The organism is Algoriphagus zhangzhouensis (genome assembly GCF_900148515.1).
GTDB lineage: Bacteria > Bacteroidota > Bacteroidia > Cytophagales > Cyclobacteriaceae > Algoriphagus > Algoriphagus zhangzhouensis.
Window position 1 is genome coordinate 66,558 of the sequence record NZ_FRXN01000002.1, and the last position, 21,616, is coordinate 88,173.

At 40.6% G+C, this 21,616-nt stretch carries 17 protein-coding genes; 11 read left to right on the plus strand and 6 right to left on the minus strand.

The window, feature by feature from the left end; genetic code table 11:
- Window positions 1–27 precede the first annotated feature (27 nt).
- Complete coding sequence (locus tag BUF13_RS06245; protein ID WP_073570927.1) at window positions 28–1,230, minus strand: pyridoxal phosphate-dependent aminotransferase; 1,203 nt, start codon at window positions 1,228–1,230, stop codon at window positions 28–30.
- A 133-nt stretch (window positions 1,231–1,363) separates the two neighbouring features.
- On the opposite strand from BUF13_RS06245, the gene BUF13_RS06250 reads away from it, so the two are divergent.
- On the plus strand, window positions 1,364–2,218 hold the full coding sequence (locus BUF13_RS06250) for a toxin-antitoxin system YwqK family antitoxin (protein ID WP_073570928.1): 855 nt from the start codon (window positions 1,364–1,366) through the stop codon (window positions 2,216–2,218).
- Between the two features lie 3 nt (window positions 2,219–2,221).
- On the opposite strand, the gene BUF13_RS06255 is transcribed toward BUF13_RS06250, so the two are convergent.
- Window positions 2,222–2,578, minus strand: a complete 357-nt coding sequence (locus BUF13_RS06255; protein ID WP_073570929.1) for a YraN family protein — start codon at window positions 2,576–2,578, stop codon at window positions 2,222–2,224.
- 81 nt (window positions 2,579–2,659) lie between these two features.
- Between BUF13_RS06255 and lipB the strand changes: the two genes are divergently transcribed.
- From lipB to BUF13_RS06285, 6 genes are read left to right on the plus strand one after another with little or no spacing between them, the layout of a single operon-like run.
- Complete coding sequence (gene lipB / locus BUF13_RS06260; protein ID WP_073570930.1) at window positions 2,660–3,382, plus strand: lipoyl(octanoyl) transferase LipB; 723 nt, start codon at window positions 2,660–2,662, stop codon at window positions 3,380–3,382.
- Window positions 3,379–3,780, plus strand: coding sequence for a hypothetical protein (locus BUF13_RS06265; protein ID WP_073570931.1), 402 nt, complete (start codon window positions 3,379–3,381; stop codon window positions 3,778–3,780). The genes lipB and BUF13_RS06265 overlap by 4 nt, the downstream gene beginning before the upstream one ends.
- Before the next feature lie 8 nt (window positions 3,781–3,788).
- Complete coding sequence (locus BUF13_RS06270) at window positions 3,789–4,541, plus strand: 3'-5' exonuclease (RefSeq protein ID WP_073570932.1); 753 nt, start codon at window positions 3,789–3,791, stop codon at window positions 4,539–4,541.
- Between the two features lie 33 nt (window positions 4,542–4,574).
- The gene (gene rnr / locus BUF13_RS06275; RefSeq protein ID WP_073570933.1) at window positions 4,575–6,773 is read left to right on the plus strand and encodes a ribonuclease R; all 2,199 of its coding nucleotides are present in this window, start codon (window positions 4,575–4,577) and stop codon (window positions 6,771–6,773) included.
- Window positions 6,736–7,722, plus strand: coding sequence for a polyprenyl synthetase family protein (locus tag BUF13_RS06280; RefSeq protein ID WP_073570934.1), 987 nt, complete (start codon window positions 6,736–6,738; stop codon window positions 7,720–7,722). Before rnr ends, BUF13_RS06280 begins: the two co-directional genes overlap by 38 nt.
- Before the next feature lie 2 nt (window positions 7,723–7,724).
- Window positions 7,725–8,354 carry a rhomboid family intramembrane serine protease gene (locus tag BUF13_RS06285; RefSeq protein WP_073570935.1) on the plus strand — a complete coding sequence of 210 codons (630 nt, stop codon included), beginning with the start codon at window positions 7,725–7,727 and terminating at the stop codon, window positions 8,352–8,354.
- A 36-nt stretch (window positions 8,355–8,390) separates the two neighbouring features.
- On the opposite strand, the gene BUF13_RS06290 is transcribed toward BUF13_RS06285, so the two are convergent.
- From BUF13_RS06290 to rplU, 3 genes are all read right to left on the minus strand, one after another.
- On the minus strand, window positions 8,391–11,456 hold the full coding sequence (locus BUF13_RS06290) for a VPS10 domain-containing protein (protein ID WP_073570936.1): 3,066 nt from the start codon (window positions 11,454–11,456) through the stop codon (window positions 8,391–8,393).
- 151 nt (window positions 11,457–11,607) lie between these two features.
- Window positions 11,608–11,868 carry a 50S ribosomal protein L27 gene (gene rpmA, locus BUF13_RS06295; protein WP_073570937.1) on the minus strand — a complete coding sequence of 87 codons (261 nt, stop codon included), beginning with the start codon at window positions 11,866–11,868 and terminating at the stop codon, window positions 11,608–11,610.
- Between the two features lie 35 nt (window positions 11,869–11,903).
- Window positions 11,904–12,215, minus strand: a complete 312-nt coding sequence (rplU, locus tag BUF13_RS06300; protein WP_073570938.1) for a 50S ribosomal protein L21 — start codon at window positions 12,213–12,215, stop codon at window positions 11,904–11,906.
- Window positions 12,216–12,924: 709 nt separating this feature from the next.
- Between rplU and BUF13_RS06310 the strand changes: the two genes are divergently transcribed.
- The 3 genes from BUF13_RS06310 to BUF13_RS06320 all read left to right on the plus strand — a co-directional run bounded on the left by BUF13_RS06310 (window position 12,925) and on the right by BUF13_RS06320 (window position 16,884).
- Entirely contained in the window at window positions 12,925–13,902 is a 978-nt protein-coding gene (locus tag BUF13_RS06310) for a ribonucleoside-diphosphate reductase small subunit (protein ID WP_073570940.1), read from the plus strand.
- A gap of 39 nt (window positions 13,903–13,941) precedes the next feature.
- Window positions 13,942–16,338, plus strand: a complete 2,397-nt coding sequence (locus BUF13_RS06315) for a ribonucleoside-diphosphate reductase subunit alpha (RefSeq protein ID WP_073570941.1) — start codon at window positions 13,942–13,944, stop codon at window positions 16,336–16,338.
- Between the two features lie 99 nt (window positions 16,339–16,437).
- The gene (locus BUF13_RS06320) at window positions 16,438–16,884 is read left to right on the plus strand and encodes a DinB family protein (RefSeq protein ID WP_073570942.1); all 447 of its coding nucleotides are present in this window, start codon (window positions 16,438–16,440) and stop codon (window positions 16,882–16,884) included.
- Window positions 16,885–16,936: 52 nt separating this feature from the next.
- On the opposite strand, the gene gcvP is transcribed toward BUF13_RS06320, so the two are convergent.
- On the minus strand, window positions 16,937–19,831 hold the full coding sequence (gene gcvP, locus BUF13_RS06325) for an aminomethyl-transferring glycine dehydrogenase (protein ID WP_073570943.1): 2,895 nt from the start codon (window positions 19,829–19,831) through the stop codon (window positions 16,937–16,939).
- Between the two features lie 197 nt (window positions 19,832–20,028).
- On the opposite strand from gcvP, the gene BUF13_RS06330 reads away from it, so the two are divergent.
- On the plus strand, window positions 20,029–21,525 hold the full coding sequence (locus BUF13_RS06330; RefSeq protein WP_073570944.1) for a M28 family metallopeptidase: 1,497 nt from the start codon (window positions 20,029–20,031) through the stop codon (window positions 21,523–21,525).
- The last annotated feature ends 91 nt before the right edge of the window (window positions 21,526–21,616 follow it).

Sequence of the window (21,616 nt, forward strand, 5' to 3'; positions counted from 1 at the left end):
CAGCCTCTCGACTGGGGTTTTGTATGATTAGGCTAGCTCGCCCAATGCTTTTTTGATTCGCTTCATCGCTTCAACCAATTCCTCTTCAGAGGCTGCATAACTCAATCTTACACAGTTTGGAGCTCCAAAAGCAGCACCAGTTACAAGAGATACATTTGCGATATCCAAAAGATAAAGACAAAGATCATCTGCGTCTTTCACGGTATGTCCATGAGCTGATTTACCAAAGAATGCAGTCACATCTGGGAAGAAATAGAACGCTCCCTCAGGGATATGTGTTTTGATTCCTGGAATCTCCTGAAGTAATTCCAAAACTATAGCTCTTCTTTTGAAATAAGCATCCGCCATATCTTTGGAAGGCTGCTGATCACCTGCAATTCCAGCAAGAGCAGCTCTTTGAGCGATACCGGTACCACCAGAAGTAAACTGACCCTGGATTTTCTCTACAGCTTTAGCGATAGCCAAAGGAGCACAGATGTACCCAACTCTCCATCCTGTCATGGCATATCCTTTGGAGAAACCATTCACAGTGATCGTTCTTTCGAACATTCCCGGAAGAGAAGCAATACTGAAGTTTTTACCTGTGAAGTTGATCAATTCATAGATCTCATCAGCGATTACTACCAAGTTTTCTCTCTTTTTCACTACCTCAGCGATAGCTTCCAACTCAGACTGGCTGAATACAGATCCTGTGGGATTACAAGGAGAAGAATAGATAATTGCTTTTGTTTTATCAGTCAAAGCAGCTTCCAATTGCTCCGCAGTAGCTTTGAAGTTGTTTTCCAAAGTCCCTTCGATTAGAACTGGAACACCACCAGCCAATTTGATGATCTCAGCATAACTTACCCAGTAAGGGGAAAAGATCACTACTTCATCGCCTTCATTGATCAGACACATGAACGTATTGGCAATGGAATGCTTGGCTCCGGTGGATACAACGATGTTTTCTGCTTTCGCTTCAGAGATATTGTTTTCCTCTCTTAATTTCTTTGCGATAGCTTCTCTCAGATCCTGATATCCGGCCACAGGAGGATATGAGAAATACTTTCCTTCGTCGATAGCAGCCTTAGCAGCTTCCTGAATATGTTTGGGGGTTTTGAAATCTGGCTCACCAAGGCTTAGCCCGATGATATCGATTCCCTGAGATTTCAGCTCTCTGGCTTTTTTTGCCATTGCTAGAGTAGCTGACTCTTCCATATTCAAGATGCGATCTGATAGAATAGAATTCATTTTTGTTTCGTGTTTTTTACAAATTCCACAAAAATAGACAGAAGATTATAAATTCTAAACAAAGCGCTGCATTTGATGACGAAATGTTATTTTTGGATAAAATAGACCGAACAGAATTCCGTTTTTTGAGTATATGAGGCGTTTTTATTTCATTCTTCTGATTTCTCTTTTTTCCCTAAAGCTTGCAAAAGCCCAAACGGAGGAGAAAAAAACCGATCCGGATTCCTCAGGAGTAGTTGATTCATCCCTACTTCCTACGACTATGCCCTTGCTGCTTTTCGATGATCAAGCAGAGAAAGAGGAGAAAAAAGAAAAGAAGAAAAAGGCTAGAAAAAATATTTGGTTTGGAATAAAAACCCAAAGAGCATTCACCAGAAGTAATCTTCGAGGTCAGGATATCTATGAGTATTTTAACTATACAGATGTAGAAAGAAGACCCGATCCATATATCAGAGATGTGTATTGGTTTGACCCAAAAGACAGAGCGATCAAAGATGAAGGCTATGTTTTGGGAACAGGCTACTTACTTCACGGGCCTTATGAAAGACGTGTCAATGATGTGGTTGTAGAAAGTGGGATGTATTATTATGGGACAAAGCATAAGACCTGGATGCTTTTTGATTCCCAAAATGTATTGCAGGACAAAAACCATTTCCAGGAAGGCTGGCCCAGAGAATCAAGGATTTCTTATTACAATCGATCCACAAATACCATCGAAGAAATTACACCAGTCCAATATGGATTGGCTGAAGGCAATTATTTTTATTTCTATGAAGACCGTCAAGTCGCTGTAACAGGCGAATTCCAATACGGTGAGAAAGTTGGCCTTTGGACGGAATATTGGGACACCAATAATGCCCGTGCAATTCGAAAGCGAGAAATTCAATATCCTGAAAACCCGTACGACGATGATTTCAAACCTTTTATTCGAGCAGAATGGGATAAAGACGGGAATCTGGTTTATCGAAGTGATCGAGCCACGAATTAGGCTCTAATAAAAAGCGTCTTCAAATTGACGAAAGTTGATATTTCCGTGCTTGTCTTTATACACGCCGACTATATCAAAGCGAATATCTTTATGCCAATCAATCTCATGGATGTAGGCATCAGCAGCTTTGACCAAAAGTTTCTTTTTAGAGAAATCGACAAATTCCTCCGCATAACCAAAACCTGTACCTGATCGATACTTGACTTCTACGAAAATGAGAAGTCCTTTGTATTCCATGATCAAGTCTATTTCAGCATGCTTGTAGCGGTAATTTTGCGCCAAAAGCACATATCCTTTGCTCTGCAACCACTGAGAGGCAAGCATTTCAGCCCTATTCCCCAAATCATTATGCTCAGCCATCCGAATATTGTTTAATTTTGAAAAATCGTAGAACGAAATCAGCCAGATGTGGGTTAAAAAGTACCCATCCCAAAAAAGCAGATGAACGAAATTATTAATAAAAAGGTGGAATTCCGAGACTTGGGTAAAATGGACTACCAAGACGCCTGGGATTATCAAGAAGAACTTTTCGCAAAAACAATTGCTTTAAAAATCCAAAACCGAAACCTTCCAGCAGAGGAACAAACTCCGACTCCAAACTACCTGCTATTTGTAGAACATCCCCATGTTTATACTCTAGGTAAAAGTGGGAAAGAGGAAAACTTGCTTTTGGATGAGAAAGGGTTGGAAGATCATCACGCCACTTATTACAAAATCAATCGGGGCGGAGATATCACGTACCATGGCCCCGGTCAACTGGTAGGCTATCCTCTATTGGATTTGGATAATTTCTTCACAGACATTCACAAGTACCTTCGGTTCCTTGAAGAGGCAATCATTTTGACTCTTGCTGATTACGGAATTGAAGCTGGAAGAATCGATGGATTAACTGGCGTTTGGCTGGATCATGTAGATCAGAAAAACCCTCGAAAAATCTGCGCCATGGGCGTCAAGTCCTCCAGATGGGTAACAATGCATGGATTTGCTTTCAACGTGAATGCTGATCTTTCTTACTTTGGGAACATCATCCCTTGCGGAATAGATGATAAGGCAGTAACATCTTTAGAAAAAGAATTGGGTAAAAAAATCGACTTGAACGAAGTCAAAGAAAAGGTCAAAAAGCACTTAGCGGACCTTTTTGAAATGGAATTGATTGAAGCATGAAAAAAGATATAGATTTCTCTCCTGTGACTGGAGTAAAATTGGCGATCGCCAAAGAAGAAACTAAAAACGGGACAGAATGGGGAGTTTACATCATCAATTTGAATTTGATTGAGCTCAATACAGTGATGATTACTTCCAAAGGATATGGAGAACTGGATGGTGAAATGCGTAAAACATCCACGCTACGACATATGATTCAGGAATTGGGTGCTCAAAGTATTGCCAAAATAGAACCTATTGATCCTGCAGTTTTTGCTTTGACCAATGAGTTTTGGGTTAGCTACTATATCCTTGACCAGATATTTGACAAAAAGTTTATATTTACTTCAGGCAGTTTTGACCCCTCGCTGCAACAGATGATACCCGAATTGGGGTTGGAAGGGGTTTTACATAGTTAAGTAGAGTCATGGCAGATTTTTTGGAGCAATTAGGTTCAATCTTGTTTTTAGATATTGAAACAGCGTCTTTGACCGAAAGCTTTGAAGAATTAGACCCAAGACTTCAGGATGAATGGGTCAAAAAAGAAAGGCTCATCAAAACAACCGAAGAAGGTCATATTGATCCTGGATCCCTATATTTTGATAGAGCTGGGATTCATGCGGAATTCGGCCAGATAGTATGCATTGGAGTAGGCTATTACCAAAGGAAAAAGAAAGAGAAGAAGCTGGTTTTCCGTTCCAAGGTTTTTGCCAATGAGAGCGAAAAGGAACTTCTTCAGGAGTTTTCTTCTTTATTGGACAAGAAGAAGTGGGTTTTATGTGCCCATAACGGAAAGGAATTTGATTTTCCTTACATCTGTAGAAGAATGTTGATTCAAGGCATTCCGCTCCCAGAACCGCTTCAGATTTCAGGTAAAAAACCATGGGAAGTTCGTCACCTTGATACCATGGAGCTCTGGAAATTTGGAGATTATAAACATTACACCCGACTAGAATTACTTGCTTCTGTTTTTGGGATTCCATCTTCAAAAGACAATTTGGATGGCAGTCAGGTCAACAGTACTTTTCACTTAGAAAATGACCTCGAAAAAATCAAAAAATACTGTCTCAAAGACGTAGAAGTAACAGCCAGAGTCTACCTAGCGATGAACCCCCAGCTAGAGTTAGAGGAAATTGAAATCATCCAATTAGATGATGATTCAGAACAAAAGGGGGACTAAAATTTTTATTAATCACCTAATAGTACCCAAATCATGGGAAGAAAATCAAGAAAACATAATCCAAAACATAAAGGAGGAAATAGTGCAGACTCGGCCTCATTGGCCAAGCGACTCCTCCAGTTTTTAGACTCAAATTACGGACAAGAATTTACGGCCAAACAGATTATCAAAAAGCTGGAAATCCGTGACTCACTCACCAAAGGTGGAGTAGAGCCAGTTTTGTATAAACTTGTAGATAGCGGAGCTGTTTCCAAAAGTCCGAGAAATTATTTTTCATCCACCAAAGATCCAGACTTCATCATCGGCACGGTAGACTTTGTCAATCCTCGATTTGCCTTTGTCATACCTGAAGATCCAGCTCATACGGGTGGAGACATTTTGGTAAAAGAAGCCGATCTCAAACAAGCTTTGGATGGAGATAGAGTTCGCGTCATGGTTTATCCATTGAAAGGAAAAACTGGCCGAATCGAAGGAAAAGTCCTTGAAATCGTTGAGCGTGAAAGAGATGAATTTGTAGGTAGGGTGGAAATCTCTCCGCGATTCGCTTTTGTCGTGCCCGATTTCAAAAAAATGCACAAGGACATCTTTGTGCACAGAGGAGATCTCAAAGGTGCTGAGCACAATGAAAAGGTCATAGTAAAATTAACCGAGTGGAGAGAAGGGGACAAAAACCCAACCGGTAAAGTTATCCGTGTCTTAGGAAAAGCCGGAGTTCACGAAGTAGAAATCCACTCCATAATGGCTGAATTTGGACTACCATTCGAATATCCTGAAGAGCCAAATGAGGAAGCAAATGCGATTCCTGAGAAAATAACTGCTAAGGAAATCAAAGCTAGAAAGGATTTCAGAGATGTTACCACATTTACAATTGACCCGGTAGATGCGAAGGATTTTGATGATGCCATTTCATATCGAACATTAGAAAATGGAAACCTGGAGGTTGGTGTTCATATTGCTGATGTGACCCATTATGTCAAGCCAAAAACGGCCCTTGAAAAAGAAGCTTATGATAGAGCCACTTCAGTTTATTTGGTAGATCGAACAATTCCAATGCTCCCTGAGAGGCTGAGTAACGGGCTTTGTTCCTTGCGCCCAAACGAAGACAAATTGACTTTTGCCTGCGTATTTGAGATGGACTCCAATGCCAATGTGATCAATCATTGGATCGGCAGAACAGTCATTCATTCCGACAGAAGGTTTGCATATGAGGAAGCCCAAGAAAATATCGACAATCAAGCTGGAGATTATTTTCAAGAATTGACTTTGCTAAATGATCTTGCTAAAAAAGTCCGGATGAAAAGATTTTCGAATGGAGCTGTCAATTTCGAAACAGTTGAGGTCAAATTTAAGTTGGATGAAAAAGGAACTCCTTTAGGTCTGATGGTGAAGGAGCGAAAAGACATCCACAAGATGATTGAGGAGTTTATGCTTTTGGCCAATAAATATGTGGCTGAGTTTATTTACAAAAAGCATAGCGGAACTGATACCTTTGTGTACAGAACGCATGACTCCCCAGACATGGAAAGACTTGAGACATTTTCGGGTTTTGCCAAAAGATTTGGACATCAGGTAGATCTGGAAAATGAGAGAAAAATCTCCACAGCCCTCAATAAGTTGATGGATGAAATTCAGGGTAAGCCTGAACAAAATGTATTGGAGCAATTGGCTATTAGAAGTATGGCGAAGGCAAAATATACCACAGAACCGAAAGGTCACTTTGGATTGGCTTTTCCTCATTATACTCACTTTACATCGCCAATCAGAAGATATCCTGACATGATGGTTCACCGTCTGTTGGAGCATTATTTGGATGGAGGAAAATCTCCTGAAGCAGAACCTTGGGAGGTGAAATGTGTTCATTCTTCGGAAAGAGAAAAACGTGCTGCTGATGCAGAAAGAGCCTCAATCAAATACAAGCAAGTAGAGTTTATGTCCCTTGCAGAGGAGAAGGATTATGAAGGCATTGTCACTGGTGTAACTGAATGGGGGGTATTCGTAGAAATCACCGAAACCAAGTGTGAAGGTATGATCAGAGTCCAGGATATGGATGACGATTTTTACGAATTTGACGAGAAAAACATGCGTCTCATTGGGACGAGAACAAAAAAAATGATCACTTTGGGAGACAAAGTGATGGTACGGGTAGTTAATACCGATATAGACCGTAGAACAATCGATTTGGAATTTGCAAGTAATGACGAAAGAAAGCCTCGCCCACGCGCTTTTAGATAAACTAGAAACCTACATCCGAAGTCAAAAATTCGGAGACACCCCTCAAGAATTATACGAGCCGATATCTTATATATTAAGCCTTGAAGGCAAAAGAATCCGGCCCCTGTTAAGCCTTCTGGCCTATGGGATGTATAAAAATGATCCCGAATCTATATTGAGTCAGGCATCTGCTGTTGAGATTTTTCACAATTTCACTTTGATGCATGATGACATCATGGACAATGCTCCTTTGAGAAGAGGAAAAATGACTGTTCATGAAAAATGGAATAGCAATGTCGCTATCCTTTCGGGGGACGTAATGCTGGTAAGAGCATATGATTATCTATTGCCTACGGAGCCAGCATTACTTCCAACAGTCATACGCCTTTTCAATGAAACCGCTGCAGGCGTATGTGAGGGACAACAGATGGATATGAATTTCGAAACAAGAGATGAAGTTCATGAGGAAGAGTACCTAACCATGATTCGTCTGAAAACTGCTGTATTGTTAGGTTACGCTTTACAAATGGGGGCTATCCTTGCTGATGCCATTGAGGAAGATGCTCAAAAGATTTATGATTTTGGAGTCAACGTAGGAGTAGGCTTTCAATTGAAAGACGATTTGCTGGATGTATATGCTGACCAAGCCAAATTCGGCAAACAAGTAGGTGGAGATATCATTTCAAATAAAAAAACCTACCTACTAATCAAAGCCTTGGAACTTGCTGAAGGTGAGGATAAAAAGAAACTTGATTATTGGATTGCTCAAGAAGATTTTGACAAAGAAGAAAAAGTGAATGCCGTAAAAGGTATTTATGAAAAGTTGGGAATCAAAAAACTCGCAGAGAATAAGATGAATGATTTTTTCAATCAGGGTTTTGAGCAGTTGGAATCAATTCATTACAAAAACGCAGCTTTTTACGAGGAAATCCGTCAATTGACAGAAGACCTGATTCATAGAGAAAAATAAGCATGAGCCTTTCGATTACCGTCATTCTGATCATACTTACTGTGATCAGTAGTTTTTATGGATTCAACAACCTAAGCTTTATTGAGCGATGGATGTTTATTCCTTATAAAATCAAAAACCGCAAACAATGGGACCGGTTTGTTTTATCTGGGTTCATTCACAAAGATTACATCCATTTGCTGTTCAACATGTTCACTTTCTACTTTTTCGGTAGAGTCGTTGAGCAATTCTTGATGTATAAATTTGGAGCGATGGTTGGTGGGATAGTATTTGTACTATTCTACATACTTGGGATCATCATAGCAGATATCCCTACCTATTTAAAAAATCAAGACAACTCCTATTACAGAGCCTTGGGAGCTTCAGGAGGAACTGCCGCTACAGTCTTTGCAAGCATCATCATTTTGCCTTTGGCTGATATCTGTCTATTTGGAATCTTGTGCCTTCCCGGATTTATTCTTGGAGCATTATTCTTGATCTACTCTTACACCAAAGGAAGACAAGACAATGATGGTATTAACCATGATGCTCATTTATATGGTGCCTTATTTGGAATCATTTTCATCCTGATTCTATCTCCAAGTAGTGCGCTCAATTTTATAGATCAAATCAAGGACTGGAAATTATTTTAAAAGAAAAGCCTCTCAAAATTGAGAGGCTTTTTTCATTTATTTTTTGACATCTATTTTCGTTCGCATTTCATCTATATTGAGAACCTTCGAGATTTGCTCTTGTTCCAGCTTCTTGAACTTAGCCAGCTGAACATCAATCAGCTCAGTAATTTCACCTCTAACTTCTTCGGATTGATCAGTTGGAGGATAGTCTCCATAACCTACCACATTGTTCAGATGGGCTAGCTTATTGTTCAATCTAATTGGGAAATTCAAAGGATCCTGACGGCTGCTGTTCTTGGTTTGATAAAGCTCCTCTTCTATGCTCTTCATCTCAGCTTTGATCTGCTCCAGATTTGCAGGCTTTGTCTCCAAACTATCCAAAGCTTCTCTGTATTGACGAATCAACTTGATCGTTTGATGAGTCTCTGTCAGCTTTCGATTCACCTTCATCAAGAACTCGAATTGCTTTTCCAAATCTGCCTGGGAAGTTTCATATCTAGGGTCCGCCAAGACTTTGAAATCTTGAACTTGAGAGCTGCCATCCAAAGTCATTTTTACTTTGTAATCTCCCGGAACTACTGCCGGACCTCTCAAACTTCCAGACCACATAATTAGACCTTCAAAATCTTCAGCATCTTCTACTCTCAGATTCCAATTGAACTTATTACTTCCTGCTTTCACTTTCAAAGTATCTCCCATGTAGCCTTTGGTGGAGAAAGTTCTTAGGACATTATTTCTGTTGTCCAAGAATTCAATCTTCAATTCATCTTTTGGATCCTCTTTCAAGAAATAATAAACCAAAACACCACCAGCTCTATTGGCTCCTTCAGTATTTGACTTTCTACTCACACCATCAATTCTGTAAGAATCCTGAGGTTTATATAAGTGTAGTGCATCGTTTTCATCACCTGGTTCTGCTTGATGCAAAACAGTCAAATCATCTATGAGCCAAAATGATCTTCCCTGAGTAGCAGCAATCAAATTATTTTCTTTCACTGCCAAATCTGTGATTGGAACTATTGGTAGATTCATCTGTAATGAATGCCAATTGGCTCCATCATCATTGGAATAATACATCCCTGTTTCAGTTCCTGCATAAAGCATTCCTCGCTTCACTGGATCCACGCGAATCACTCTTGTAAAATGCTCTGGATCAATACCTGAAGTGATCTTTGTCCAGGTTTTACCATAGTCCTTTGTCTTATAAAGATATGGTTCATAGTTCCCGCTTTTATACCCGGTAGCAGCAAAATACATTTCGCCAGCATCAAAAGGACTTGCCTCTATGCTATTGATTTGAAGCCATTCAGGCATATCTGCAGGAGTTACATTATCCCAAGTCACTCCATTATCAGTTGTCACATGCACCAACCCATCATCAGAACCAGCCCAGATGACACCCTGCTTAACTGGTGATTCAGCAGCTGTAAAGATGGTTGCATAGTATTCTACAGAAGTATTATCCTTGGTGATCGGTCCTCCGGATGGACCTAATTTACTCTTATCATTTCTAGTCAAATCAGGAGAGAACACTTCCCAGCTTTGACCTTCATTCGTTGATCTGTGAAATTGATTACTTGTCGTATAAATCAGGTCAGAATTGTGTGGTGAAAAGAAAATTGGGAAATTCCACTGGAATCTATATTTCATCCCTTCAGCTCCATGCCCCATTGGGTTATCAGGCCAAACATTCACATTTCTGGAGATACCTTTGTCGTGATCGAAACGTATCAAAAGACCTCCATAAGAACCTCCATAGACAATGTCATTGTCATCCGGATCTGGAGCAAGCCAACCTGACTCACCACCTGCGGAAACTTCCCAATCACTTTCAGAGATCCCGCCCATACCGTCAATTCTATGACGAATTCTTAGCGTGGTGTTATCCTGCTGTGCTCCGTAAATTCTATAAGGGAAAGATTCATCCGTGATCACTCTGTAAAACTGGGCTGTTGGCTGATTGTAATAGGTAGACCAATTCTTCCCTCCGTCTTCAGAAACCTGAGCACCTCCATCATCAGCAATCACCATTCTTTGGTTGTTGTTAGGATCAATCCATAGATCATGATGATCCCCATGTGGAGCATTTGCACTCTTGAATGTTTTACCGCCGTCGGTTGATTTATGGTAGCTCACATTCAAAACGTAAACAATCTCTTCGTCCTGAGGATCAGCAAAAATTCTAGAATAATACCAAGCTCTTTGTCTTAGGTTTCTATCCTCATTGGTTTTAGTCCAGCTTTCACCTGCATCGTCTGAAACAAAGACTCCTCCGTTCTCATTCTCTATGATTGCAAAAACCTTATTGGAATTAACAGGAGAAACATCAACTCCCATGATTCCCAAAACTCCTTCAGGGAACCCTTCTTTCTTAGTTAGATCTTCCCAGGTTTTTCCTCCATCTGTCGATTTGAACATTTTGGAACCAGGACCTCCACTTTCTAAGGAATAAGGAGTTCTTTTCAGCTCCCAAGTTGAGGCATACAAGGTCTCTGGGTCTTTAGGATCAAAGACTAAATCAATGGCCCCTGCGATTTCTGATTCGTAAAGAACCTTTTCCCAAGTCGCTCCGCCATCTGTCGTTTTGTACACTCCTCTTTCATCACTTGGCTTGAAAATATCTCCAAGTACCGCTGCATAAACAATATCAGGGTTGGTTGGGTGAATTTTCAATCTTGCAACAAATCGGCTTTTGTCTAGTCCAGCTCTTTCCCAGGTTTTACCTGCATCTTTACTTTTCCAGATGCCATAGCCATAAGAGACATTCCCTCTTACTGTATATTCTCCGCCTCCGGCATAAACTACACTGGTATCACTTTGGGAAACTGCAACGGACCCAATGGAACCTCCGAAGTAGCCATCCGAAACAGGCTTCCAAGTGATTCCCGAATCGACTGTCTTCCAAACTCCACCGCCGGTAGAGCCGAAATAATAAGTATGGTCTGAACCAGCAACTCCAGTTACTGCATCAGCCCGGCCGCCTCGAAAGGGGCCTATTGATCTCCATTCCAATGCCTTGTAAACATCAGGATTGGCTACATTTTGAGCTTCTGAGGGAGTGGTTTGAAATAAAAAACAAACCAGCAACCCCAACAAGCCCAATGAGTATTTATTCTTCATAAGGATTTAATTTGGTGGTTGCCTGAAGATAAAAAAATTAGATGTAGCCATTTATGCCGCTTACAAAATTTTCAAATCAATCAATTGAGAATAAGGCATAAAAAAAGCCCCGTCTTTCGACAGGGCTTCATTCAAATAATTTTCGTAGGTCTTATGCCTCAGCAGGAAGAACGCTAACGTAAGATTTGCCATCTGCTTTCTTTCTGAAGGCAACTTTACCATCAGTCAAAGCAAACAAAGTGTGGTCTTTTCCAACACCCACGTTGTTACCTGGATGATGCTTTGTACCTCTTTGTCTTACGATGATGTTACCGGCGATAACTGCTTCGCCACCAAATTTCTTCACACCCAATCTTTTGGAATGTGACTCTCTACCGTTTTTGGAACTACCTACACCTTTTTTGTGTGCCATGGTTTTATACGTTTATGGTTTTCTGTGAGGAAAACTTAGAGTGTAATATTTTCAATCAATACTTTGGTGAAGTCTTGTCTGTGACCGTTCTTCTTCTTGTAGCCTTTTCTACGCTTCTTCTTGAAGACGATGACTTTATCACCTTTTACGTGATCTAGCACCTTGCCAGATACCTTAGCGCCCGCGATAACAGGAGCACCAACAGACACATTCCCGTCAGCTTCTGCCAACAGTACTTGGTCAAATTCCACGGAAGCGCCAGTTTCTGCGTCTAGCTTAGGAGCATAGACAAACTGATCTTTTGTTACTTTGAACTGCTTACCAGCGATGTTTACAATTGCGTACATGTCGTTTATTAATGATTCTTTGTCGAAATCGGAGTGCAAATATAAGGAAGAGTATTTGAACAAAAAAACAGCCCCAAAAAATTATTCACTCCTTAACCGTGACTTTTTCAGGTTGTTAGACCTCAATACACCTTTTATTGCACATTTTCAAGAGCCATCTTATCCTATTTTATCCTCAGATTTGCATCTAAATCAGGAAGAATCTGAATGCATCCCGGAGGAGAAAAGGCGATGTAGAAATTAGCGATCAAACCCTAAATTAATTATTTAATAATCACCAAAAATTGATTTAAGGTTTTATATAAAATCTCAATTTAAACCTGATTTTCAATCATTTATTAAGTATAAAACCATAATTCAAAAATTGACCAGGGTTCAAAAAATAGCTTGAATTGGGTTAAAAATATTTTTTTCAAAAAAGTTGAAAAAAGTTTACACCGCCCAAAATGGCCATTTCAGCTAATCTTAAGCTTTACTTGAATTGTCATAATTAATTAATTTACTGATACTTAAATAACATTTGACCAAAGTTCAAAAAATACCCTTAAGTAGCTATTCAAGGGTTTTATTTCTGGATTTTGGTTCACATATTTGTTCAAAGGCTGTTCTGAAAAGGCAGCCTTTTCTATCCCAGACAAGCATTTGCAAGATGCTATCCGACTGAAATTAAAAGAATTAAACCGTTACCAAATAAAACCAACAGAGTACGATGCAAGAAGAACCGATATTACAAGAGAACAAGGATCGCTTCGTTTTATTCCCAATTCAGCACAACGACATTTGGCAATTTTATAAGAAGGCTGAGGCGAGTTTTTGGACTGCAGAGGAAATCGATTTAGGACAAGACATGAGAGATTGGAAAAACCTAAACGATGGAGAGCGTCACTTTATCTCTCACGTACTGGCATTCTTTGCAGCGAGTGATGGTATTGTTAACGAAAATTTGGCTGAGCACTTCGTCTCTGAAGTACAATATACTGAGGCTAAATTCTTCTATGGCTTCCAGATCGCGATGGAAAATATCCACTCCGAGACATATAGCCTTTTGATTGACACCTATATCAAAGATGCAGTAGAACGTGATAAACTCCTGCATGCGATCGAGCACATTGATTGTGTGAAGAAAAAAGCGGAATGGGCTCTTCGTTGGATTGACAATGGAAACTTCCAAGAAAGATTGATCGCTTTCGCAGCTGTGGAAGGAATCTTCTTCTCTGGTTCTTTCTGTTCTATTTTCTGGTTGAAAAAGCGTGGTTTGATGCCAGGACTTACTTTCTCCAATGAGTTGATTTCTCGTGACGAAGGCTTGCATTGTGACTTTGCTTGCCACTTGTATACCAAGCACGTAAACAATCCACTTCCGAAAGAAACTGTTCGTGAGATCATCATGGACGCAGTTGAGATCGAAAAAGAATTTGTAACGGACGCTCTTCCTGTAAGACTTATCGGAATGAATTCTGACTTGATGTGTCAATACATTGAGTTTGTTGCTGATAGATTGTTGATGGAGCTAGACTGTGAAAAAGTTTGGAACAGCACGAACCCATTTGACTTCATGGACATGATCTCCTTGCAAGGTAAAACCAACTTCTTTGAGAAAAGAGTAGGCGATTATCAGAAAGCAGGAGTTATGAAATCTACAGATGCTACTGAATCCTCACGCTTCTCCCTTGGAGAGGACTTTTAATTAAATCCCTTTTTACCAACCTTATAACCTCACCTACATATGTTAGTAATAAAAAGAGACGGAAGACGCGAATCGGTTCGCTTTGACAAAATCACCACTCGAATCGAAAACCTTTGCTATGAATTGGATCCCAAATTCATCCAACCAATTGAAGTAGCGAAGAAGGTAATTGACGGTTTGTACGATGGTGTGACCACTTCTGAGTTGGACAACTTGGCTGCAGAAGTTTGTGCTTCATTGACAGTGAAACACCCGGACTACGCAATCTTGGCGGCAAGAATCGCAATTTCAAATCTTCATAAGACTACTAGCCAGTCCTTCTCCAATACGATGAAGAGACTGTACACCTACGTCAATCCAATCACAGGTGAGAATGCAGCATTGATTGACCCAGAGGTTTATGGAATCATCAAAAGAAATGCAGCGAAGCTAGATGCTACGGTTGATTACAAGAGGGATTTTGGATACGATTACTTCGGATATAAAACATTAGAGAGATCCTACCTAATCCGTTTGGATGGTAAAGTGGTAGAAAGACCTCAACACATGTTGATGCGTGTTTCTATCGGGATTCATAAAGAGGATATCGAAGCAGCTATCGAGACGTACAACCTACTTTCTGAAAAGTGGTTTACGCATGCTACTCCTACCCTATTCAATGCTGGTACTCCTAAGCCACAGCTTTCCTCATGCTTCCTTTTGACCATGAAGGATGATAGTATCGACGGGATTTATGACACCTTGAAGCAATGTGCTAAGATTTCTCAATCTGCTGGTGGTATTGGGCTTTCTATCCACCATGTGAGAGCTAAAGGATCTTATATCAAAGGAACCAATGGAGTTTCCAATGGTATCGTACCGATGTTGAGAAACTTTGACATGACTGCGAGATATGTCGATCAAGGTGGAGGTAAAAGAAAAGGTTCTTTTGCGATCTACTTGGAGCCTTGGCATGCAGATATCAAAGACTTCTTGGAACTAAAGAGAAACCACGGAAAAGAAGAAATGAGAGCAAGAGATTTGTTCTACGCTCTTTGGATTCCGGATTTGTTCATGAAGCGTGTTGAGCAAAATGAAAATTGGTCTCTATTCTGCCCGAATGAAGCTCCTGGACTTTCTGATTGCTACGGAGAAGAATTCGAAAGACTTTACGAAAAGTACGAGCGTGAAGGTTTGGCAAGAGAAACCGTCAAAGCTCAGGAACTTTGGTTTGAAGTATTGGAATCTCAAATCGAAACAGGTACTCCTTACATGCTTTACAAGGATGCTGCAAATGGCAAATCCAACCAGAAGAATTTGGGTACTATCAAGTCATCCAACTTGTGTACAGAGATCATCGAATACACTTCTCCTGATGAGGTAGCTGTTTGTAATTTGGCTTCTTTGGCTCTTCCAAAATTTGTGAAAACAGCGCCTGATGGCAAGACTTATTTCGACCATCAGAAACTTTATGAAATCACTAAGGTTGCCACTCGTAACTTGAACAAAGTAATCGATGTCAACTACTATCCAGTAGAGGAAGCAAAAAGATCCAACTTCCGTCACAGACCGATTGGTTTGGGAATACAAGGGTTGGCTGATACCTTCATCATGTTGAGAATGCCTTTCGATTCTCCTGAAGCTAAAGGCTTGAATGAAGACATCTTCGAAACCATCTACTTTGCAGCAGTTGAAACTTCTATGGAATTGGCGAAAGTTCAAGGAACTTACGAAACCTACGAAGGATCTCCAGCTTCTAAAGGCGAACTTCAGTTTGATATGTGGGGAGTCTCTCCTAAGTCAGGCAGATGGAACTGGACTGAAGTTAAAGATCAGGTGAAAAAGTATGGTTTGAGAAACTCTTTGCTAGTAGCTCCAATGCCAACTGCTTCTACCTCTCAGATTTTGGGTAACAACGAATGTTTCGAACCTTACACTTCAAACATCTATACTCGTAGAACTCTTTCTGGGGAATTCATCGTGGTGAACAAGCACCTGATGAAAGACCTGATCAAATTGGGCTTGTGGAATGATACCATGAGAAACAGATTGATCTCAACTAACGGATCTGTTCAGGATGTACCGGGAATCCCTCAAAACATCAAGGATATCTACAAAACTGTTTGGGAAATCTCTCAGAAAGTGGTCATCGATATGGCAGCAGACAGAGGAGCATATATCTGTCAGTCTCAAAGTATGAACGTATTCTTGCAGGATCCTAACTTCGGCAAATTGACTTCCATGCACTTCTACGCTTGGAAGAAAGGTTTGAAAACTGGTATGTATTACTTGAGATCTCAGGCTGCTGCTTCAGCGATCAAGTTTACTTTGGACAAATCTGCTTTGGTAGACCAAAAAGAAGAAAACATTCAAGTTGATGCTGTAAAAGCTCATAAACAAGAAGCTGTACAATGCTCATTGGACAATCCTGATGATTGCGAAATGTGCGGTAGCTAAAAATATTTTAGAGTTCGTAAAAATTGGAAAAAGCATCTGGGAATCTCAGATGCTTTTTTTAATTATGTTGGCAGTAAATAAAAACTAAACCCAAATACCATGACCAGCTCTCTAATTGATTTCAGACTCAAAAAGCTGAAGGAGGATACTGCCCCAAAGTTTGGAATTATGACTCCCCAACATATGGTGGAGCATTTGACCATCACATTAAAAATCAGTTCCGGAAGAATTAAATTACCCGAATTCACTGTGGGAGAAGGGGACGCTAAATTGAAGCAGGACCTACTCTATACCGAATTGGAATTTCCTAAAGGAGTCAAATACCCAAAGGATACTGGAAAATTGATGGAATTACGATTCCCCGATTTAGAAACCGCCAAGCAAAAGTTGAATGAGGCATTGGCGGAATACCAACAAATATCCGCAGAGACTCCGGATTTCAAAACAGTTCATCCACGCTTCAGCACTTTGACAAAAAGTGAATGGGATACTTTCCATCAAAAACATTTCAAACATCACTTTTCCCAATTTGGGATTTGGGAATAAAAAAAGCCGTGAGAAACTAATCTCACGGCTTTTCATTTATTGTTGATTGGCATTAAGCCATTTCTTCTTCGCTAGCGTAAGCATCAACTGGAATACAGCTACACATCAAGTTTCTGTCACCGAATGCAGAATCAATTCTACGAACAGAAGGCCAGAACTTGTTCTCTTTCACATATTCCAAAGGATAAACTGCTTTCTCTCTTGAGTAAGGAAGATCCCACTCACCTACCAATACCATCTGAGAAGTGTGAGGAGCGTTTTTCAAGACATTGTTTTCCTTGTCAGCCTTGCCTTCTTCGATTTCTTTGATCTCAGCTCTGATTGAAACCAAAGCATCACAGAATTTATCCAATTCCGCCTTAGTCTCAGATTCAGTTGGCTCGATCATTAAAGTACCAGCGACAGGGAAAGAAACTGTAGGAGCATGGAAACCATAGTCCATCAATCGCTTCGCAATGTCTTCAACTTCCACTCCAGCTTCCTTGAAGCCTCTGCAGTCCACGATCATTTCGTGAGCAGCTCTTCCTTTAGTTCCTGTATATAGAATTGGATAGTGTCCCTCCAATCTTTCTTTAATGTAATTAGCATTCAAAATCGCCATTTTGGTAGCGTTGGTCAGACCATCACCACCCATCATCGCGATATAAGCATAAGAAATAGGAAGGATACTCGCACTTCCGTAAGGAGCAGCAGAGACAGAAGAAACTGCTTTGGTTCCGCCTGTTTTCACAATTGGGTTACCTGGAAGGAATGGTGCCAAATGTGCTGCAACGCAAATAGGTCCCATACCTGGTCCACCTCCACCGTGAGGAATACAGAAAGTTTTGTGCAAGTTCAAGTGACAAACGTCAGCTCCGATTCTTCCCGGAGAGGTCAAACCAACCTGAGCATTCATGTTTGCTCCATCCATGTAAACCTGTCCTCCATTGTCATGGATGATTTGACAGATTTCTTGAATACCCACTTCAAATACACCGTGAGTAGATGGGTAAGTTACCATCAGACAAGAAAGATCCTGAGAATGAGCCTGAGCTTTTTCTCTCAAATCTTCGATATCGATATTTCCTTTTTCATCACATTTCACCAAAACCACCTTCATACCTGCCATCACTGCAGATGCTGGGTTGGTTCCGTGAGCAGAAGTAGGAATCAAAGCAACATTTCTATGTCCTTCACCATTGTTTTGGTGGAAAGCACGGATTACCATCAATCCAGCATATTCACCTTGAGCGCCGGAGTTTGGCTGTAAAGAAGTATCAGCAAACCCTGTGATTTCTGTCAACCAAGTTCTCAAGTTGGTAAACAACTCCTGGTACCCCAACGCTTGATCCATTGGAGCAAATGGGTGGATCTGACCGAATTCTGGCCAAGTCACAGGAATCATTTCTGCTGTAGCGTTCAGCTTCATGGTACAAGAACCCAAAGAAATCATGGAATGAACCAATGAAAGATCTTTGTTTTCCAATCTCTTGATATAACGAAGCATTTCATGCTCCGCATGATAGCTATTAAATACTGGATGAGTCAAATAATCTGAAGTTCTTGCCAAGCCTTCTGGAAGCTCCAATTCTAGAGTTTCAACCAATTCGTCAAGATTCAAAGTATGCTTTCCTTCCTCTGTAGCGAAGATGGAAACAATCTTCTTCACATCTTCCAAAGTCTTGGTTTCATCAAACGAGATGAATACAGAGCCTTCTTCATATCTGAAGTTCATTTTGGAACCCAATGCCAATCCTCTTACACGCTCCATTGCCACTTCATTCATCTTGACCTGGATGGTATCGAAGAACGTTTGAGAACCGATTTCCAAACCTACTTTCGCCAAAGCTTGGGCAGTCAATTTAGCCAAACCGTGAGTTCTCAAAGCGATATTTTTCAATCCCTGAGGACCATGATAAACAGCATAGAAACTGGCCATCACACTCAAAAGTACTTGCGCAGTACAGATGTTAGAAGTTGCTTTTTCACGCTTGATGTGCTGTTCACGTGTTTGAAGCGCCATTCTATAGGCCTTGTTGCCTGCCTTATCTACAGATACACCGATGATACGGCCGGGGATTTGTCTTTTATAATCTTCTTTGGTAGCAAAAAATCCTGCGTGAGGCCCACCATATCCCATTGGAACGCCAAATCTTTGTGAAGAACCAATTACCACATCTGCTCCCATTTCACCTGGAGGAGTCAACAAGGTTAAAGCCAACAGATCAGACGCAAAAGCTGTCATCACATTGTTTTCTTTAGCAGCAGCAACAATAGAAGAATAATCTCTTACTGCACCATCTGCATCTGGGTATTGGAACATCACCCCATACAAGGTAGGATCTGTCAAATCTAAATCATCGATAGATCCAAAAACCAAATCAATACCAACTGGCTCGGCTCTGGTTTCCAAGACAGCCTTTGTTTGTGCAAATGTCTTTTCGTCTACAAAGAATTTATTGGCGGTCTTTTTCACTCTCGGTTTTACGGCATGAAGCATAGTCATTGCCTCAGCTGCTGCAGTTCCTTCATCCAAAAGAGATGCATTCGCCAATTCCATTCCTGTCAATTCCATCACTACAGTCTGGAAGTTGATCAGAGCTTCCAATCTCCCTTGGGCGATCTCGGCTTGATATGGAGTATAGGCAGTGTACCATCCTGGATTCTCCAATACATTTCTCAAAATCACGCCAGGAACGATAGTATCGTAATACCCCATTCCGATGAAGGATTTGAATACTTTGTTTTTGGAAGCCAATTTTTTGAAATCAGCCAAAAACTCAGACTCCAACTTAGCCTTAGGCAAATCAAGTGGACGTTCGGACTGGATAGATTCAGGTACAGTTTGGTTGATTAGTTCCTCAAGGGAAGTTGCCCCGATTTTCTCCAACATCTCAGCGATCTCTGCCTCGGTAGGGCCATTGTGTCTGCTCTCAAACTTGACAGCATTTGAAAGGTTAATCTTCATATTGATTAGTATGGAAGCTGTATAGAATATTTGGGTTAGAAAGCCTTTGTCTTTCTGGCGGCAAAGGTACGATTAATTAAAAGATAATCTTCTCTTAACCAGTAGAAATTCAGCCCTTCCTTTTTCCTTTCTTGTAATCGACATATGCCAAGGTTAAAATTTTGTATAGCTTAGGGGCCTAATTCAAAAAAATAGCTATGAAAAAACGTTTTGCTTTGACGGGAGCACTTGCTTTGAGCCTTTCCTTAGGTTCATTTGCTCAAAACCCGGTGCAGGTAAAGTATGCTAATACGATTACTGCGGGAGATTTGGAGGAGTATTTGACTTTCCTTGCTTCTGATGAGATGAGAGGAAGAGACACTGGATCACCTGAAGGATTGATCGCCGCCAACTATTTGGCAGATTTCTACAAAGAACTTGGATTCACTGGCCCTGTTGATGGAGGTTATTTCCAAGCCGTACCATTGGTTAGCACCAAGTTTGAAGAAGTCAATTTGAAGATTGGAAAGAACAAATTGGTTTCAAACGAAGACTATGTATTCATCGGTGATGGAGACATGAAAAAAAGTACCAAAACTGATCTAGTTTTCTTGGGACTTGTATCTGACGAAAACTTGGCGAAAGTTGACGTGAAAGACAAACTTGTTGGTATCTGGGCTGTAGGAGAAAGAAGCAACAACTTGATCAATACCGTGATGGATGCTGGAGCTGCTGGTATCGTAATCGTAACCATGGAAGGTCAGGCGAATTTTGACCGTATTGCCAACAGGTATAAATCTTTGGCAGGAAAAGGTAGAATCGGTTTTGACAAGCCAACTGATCAAAGACCTATCTTCATGGTAAGTTCTGACAAAATGGGTGAGCTTTTCGGTTCTTCTGTGGAAGACTTGAAAGAAGCTGCTAAATCTAATCCTGAGTCTATCAAATCTCAGAAAGCTAGCTACCAAGTAGAAAAGTCTAAAACTCCAGTTGAGGCATACAACGTGATGGGATTCTTGGAAGGAACTGACAAGAAGGACGAAGTATTGGTTATCTCTTCTCACTATGATCACGTGGGTGTTAGCTCTACTGGCGAAGTATTCAACGGAGCTGATGATGATGGTTCTGGAACTGTTTCTGTGATGGAAATCGCTCAAGCTTTCGCAACTGCTGCTAAAGATGGAATCAGACCAAGAAGATCTATCCTTTTCTTGAATGTAACTGGAGAAGAAAAAGGGCTTTTGGGATCTCAGTATTATTCTGAAAATCCAATCTTCCCAATCGCAAATACAGTAAACAACATCAACATTGACATGGTTGGTCGTATCGATTACGAATATCAAGATGCTGAAAACAAAGATTACGTTTATGTGATCGGTTCTGAGATGCTATCCACTGATTTGAAAAAAATCAATGAGTACAACAACATCACCTACACTGATTTGATCTTGGATTACAGATATGATGCTGAAGATGATCCAAACAGATTCTACTATAGATCTGACCATTACAACTTCGCAAAATTCAACATTCCTGTGATCTTCTTCTTCAACGGCGTACATGACGATTACCACCAAGTAACTGATACGGTAGATAAAATCGAATTCCCTTTGATGACGAAAAGAGCTCAGCTGATCTTCCATACTTCTTGGGACTTGGCAAACAGAGAAAACAGAACTCGCGTTGACGGGACAAATACTAGAACTGACAGATAATTCTGTGGATTAAAACTTTCAACAAGCTGTCTTTTGCTTGAATAGAAGACACTTGGATACTGGAAGACAAATCATCAAAAAAGGCTAGCCC

What these genes read in the sequence shown, in the direction of transcription:
- BUF13_RS06245 (WP_073570927.1), bottom strand. Translation starts at nt 1,230, where the DNA reads ATGAATTCTATTCTATCAGATCGCATCTTGAATATGGAAGAGTCAGCT.
- BUF13_RS06250 (WP_073570928.1), top strand. Translation starts at nt 1,364, where the DNA reads ATGAGGCGTTTTTATTTCATTCTTCTGATTTCTCTTTTTTCCCTAAAG.
- BUF13_RS06255 (WP_073570929.1), bottom strand. Translation starts at nt 2,578, where the DNA reads ATGGCTGAGCATAATGATTTGGGGAATAGGGCTGAAATGCTTGCCTCT.
- lipB (WP_073570930.1), top strand. Translation starts at nt 2,660, where the DNA reads ATGAACGAAATTATTAATAAAAAGGTGGAATTCCGAGACTTGGGTAAA.
- BUF13_RS06265 (WP_073570931.1), top strand. Translation starts at nt 3,379, where the DNA reads ATGAAAAAAGATATAGATTTCTCTCCTGTGACTGGAGTAAAATTGGCG.
- BUF13_RS06270 (WP_073570932.1), top strand. Translation starts at nt 3,789, where the DNA reads ATGGCAGATTTTTTGGAGCAATTAGGTTCAATCTTGTTTTTAGATATT.
- rnr (WP_073570933.1), top strand. Translation starts at nt 4,575, where the DNA reads ATGGGAAGAAAATCAAGAAAACATAATCCAAAACATAAAGGAGGAAAT.
- BUF13_RS06280 (WP_073570934.1), top strand. Translation starts at nt 6,736, where the DNA reads ATGACGAAAGAAAGCCTCGCCCACGCGCTTTTAGATAAACTAGAAACC.
- BUF13_RS06285 (WP_073570935.1), top strand. Translation starts at nt 7,725, where the DNA reads ATGAGCCTTTCGATTACCGTCATTCTGATCATACTTACTGTGATCAGT.
- BUF13_RS06290 (WP_073570936.1), bottom strand. Translation starts at nt 11,456, where the DNA reads ATGAAGAATAAATACTCATTGGGCTTGTTGGGGTTGCTGGTTTGTTTT.
- rpmA (WP_073570937.1), bottom strand. Translation starts at nt 11,868, where the DNA reads ATGGCACACAAAAAAGGTGTAGGTAGTTCCAAAAACGGTAGAGAGTCA.
- rplU (WP_073570938.1), bottom strand. Translation starts at nt 12,215, where the DNA reads ATGTACGCAATTGTAAACATCGCTGGTAAGCAGTTCAAAGTAACAAAA.
- BUF13_RS06310 (WP_073570940.1), top strand. Translation starts at nt 12,925, where the DNA reads ATGCAAGAAGAACCGATATTACAAGAGAACAAGGATCGCTTCGTTTTA.
- BUF13_RS06315 (WP_073570941.1), top strand. Translation starts at nt 13,942, where the DNA reads ATGTTAGTAATAAAAAGAGACGGAAGACGCGAATCGGTTCGCTTTGAC.
- BUF13_RS06320 (WP_073570942.1), top strand. Translation starts at nt 16,438, where the DNA reads ATGACCAGCTCTCTAATTGATTTCAGACTCAAAAAGCTGAAGGAGGAT.
- gcvP (WP_073570943.1), bottom strand. Translation starts at nt 19,831, where the DNA reads ATGAAGATTAACCTTTCAAATGCTGTCAAGTTTGAGAGCAGACACAAT.
- BUF13_RS06330 (WP_073570944.1), top strand. Translation starts at nt 20,029, where the DNA reads ATGAAAAAACGTTTTGCTTTGACGGGAGCACTTGCTTTGAGCCTTTCC.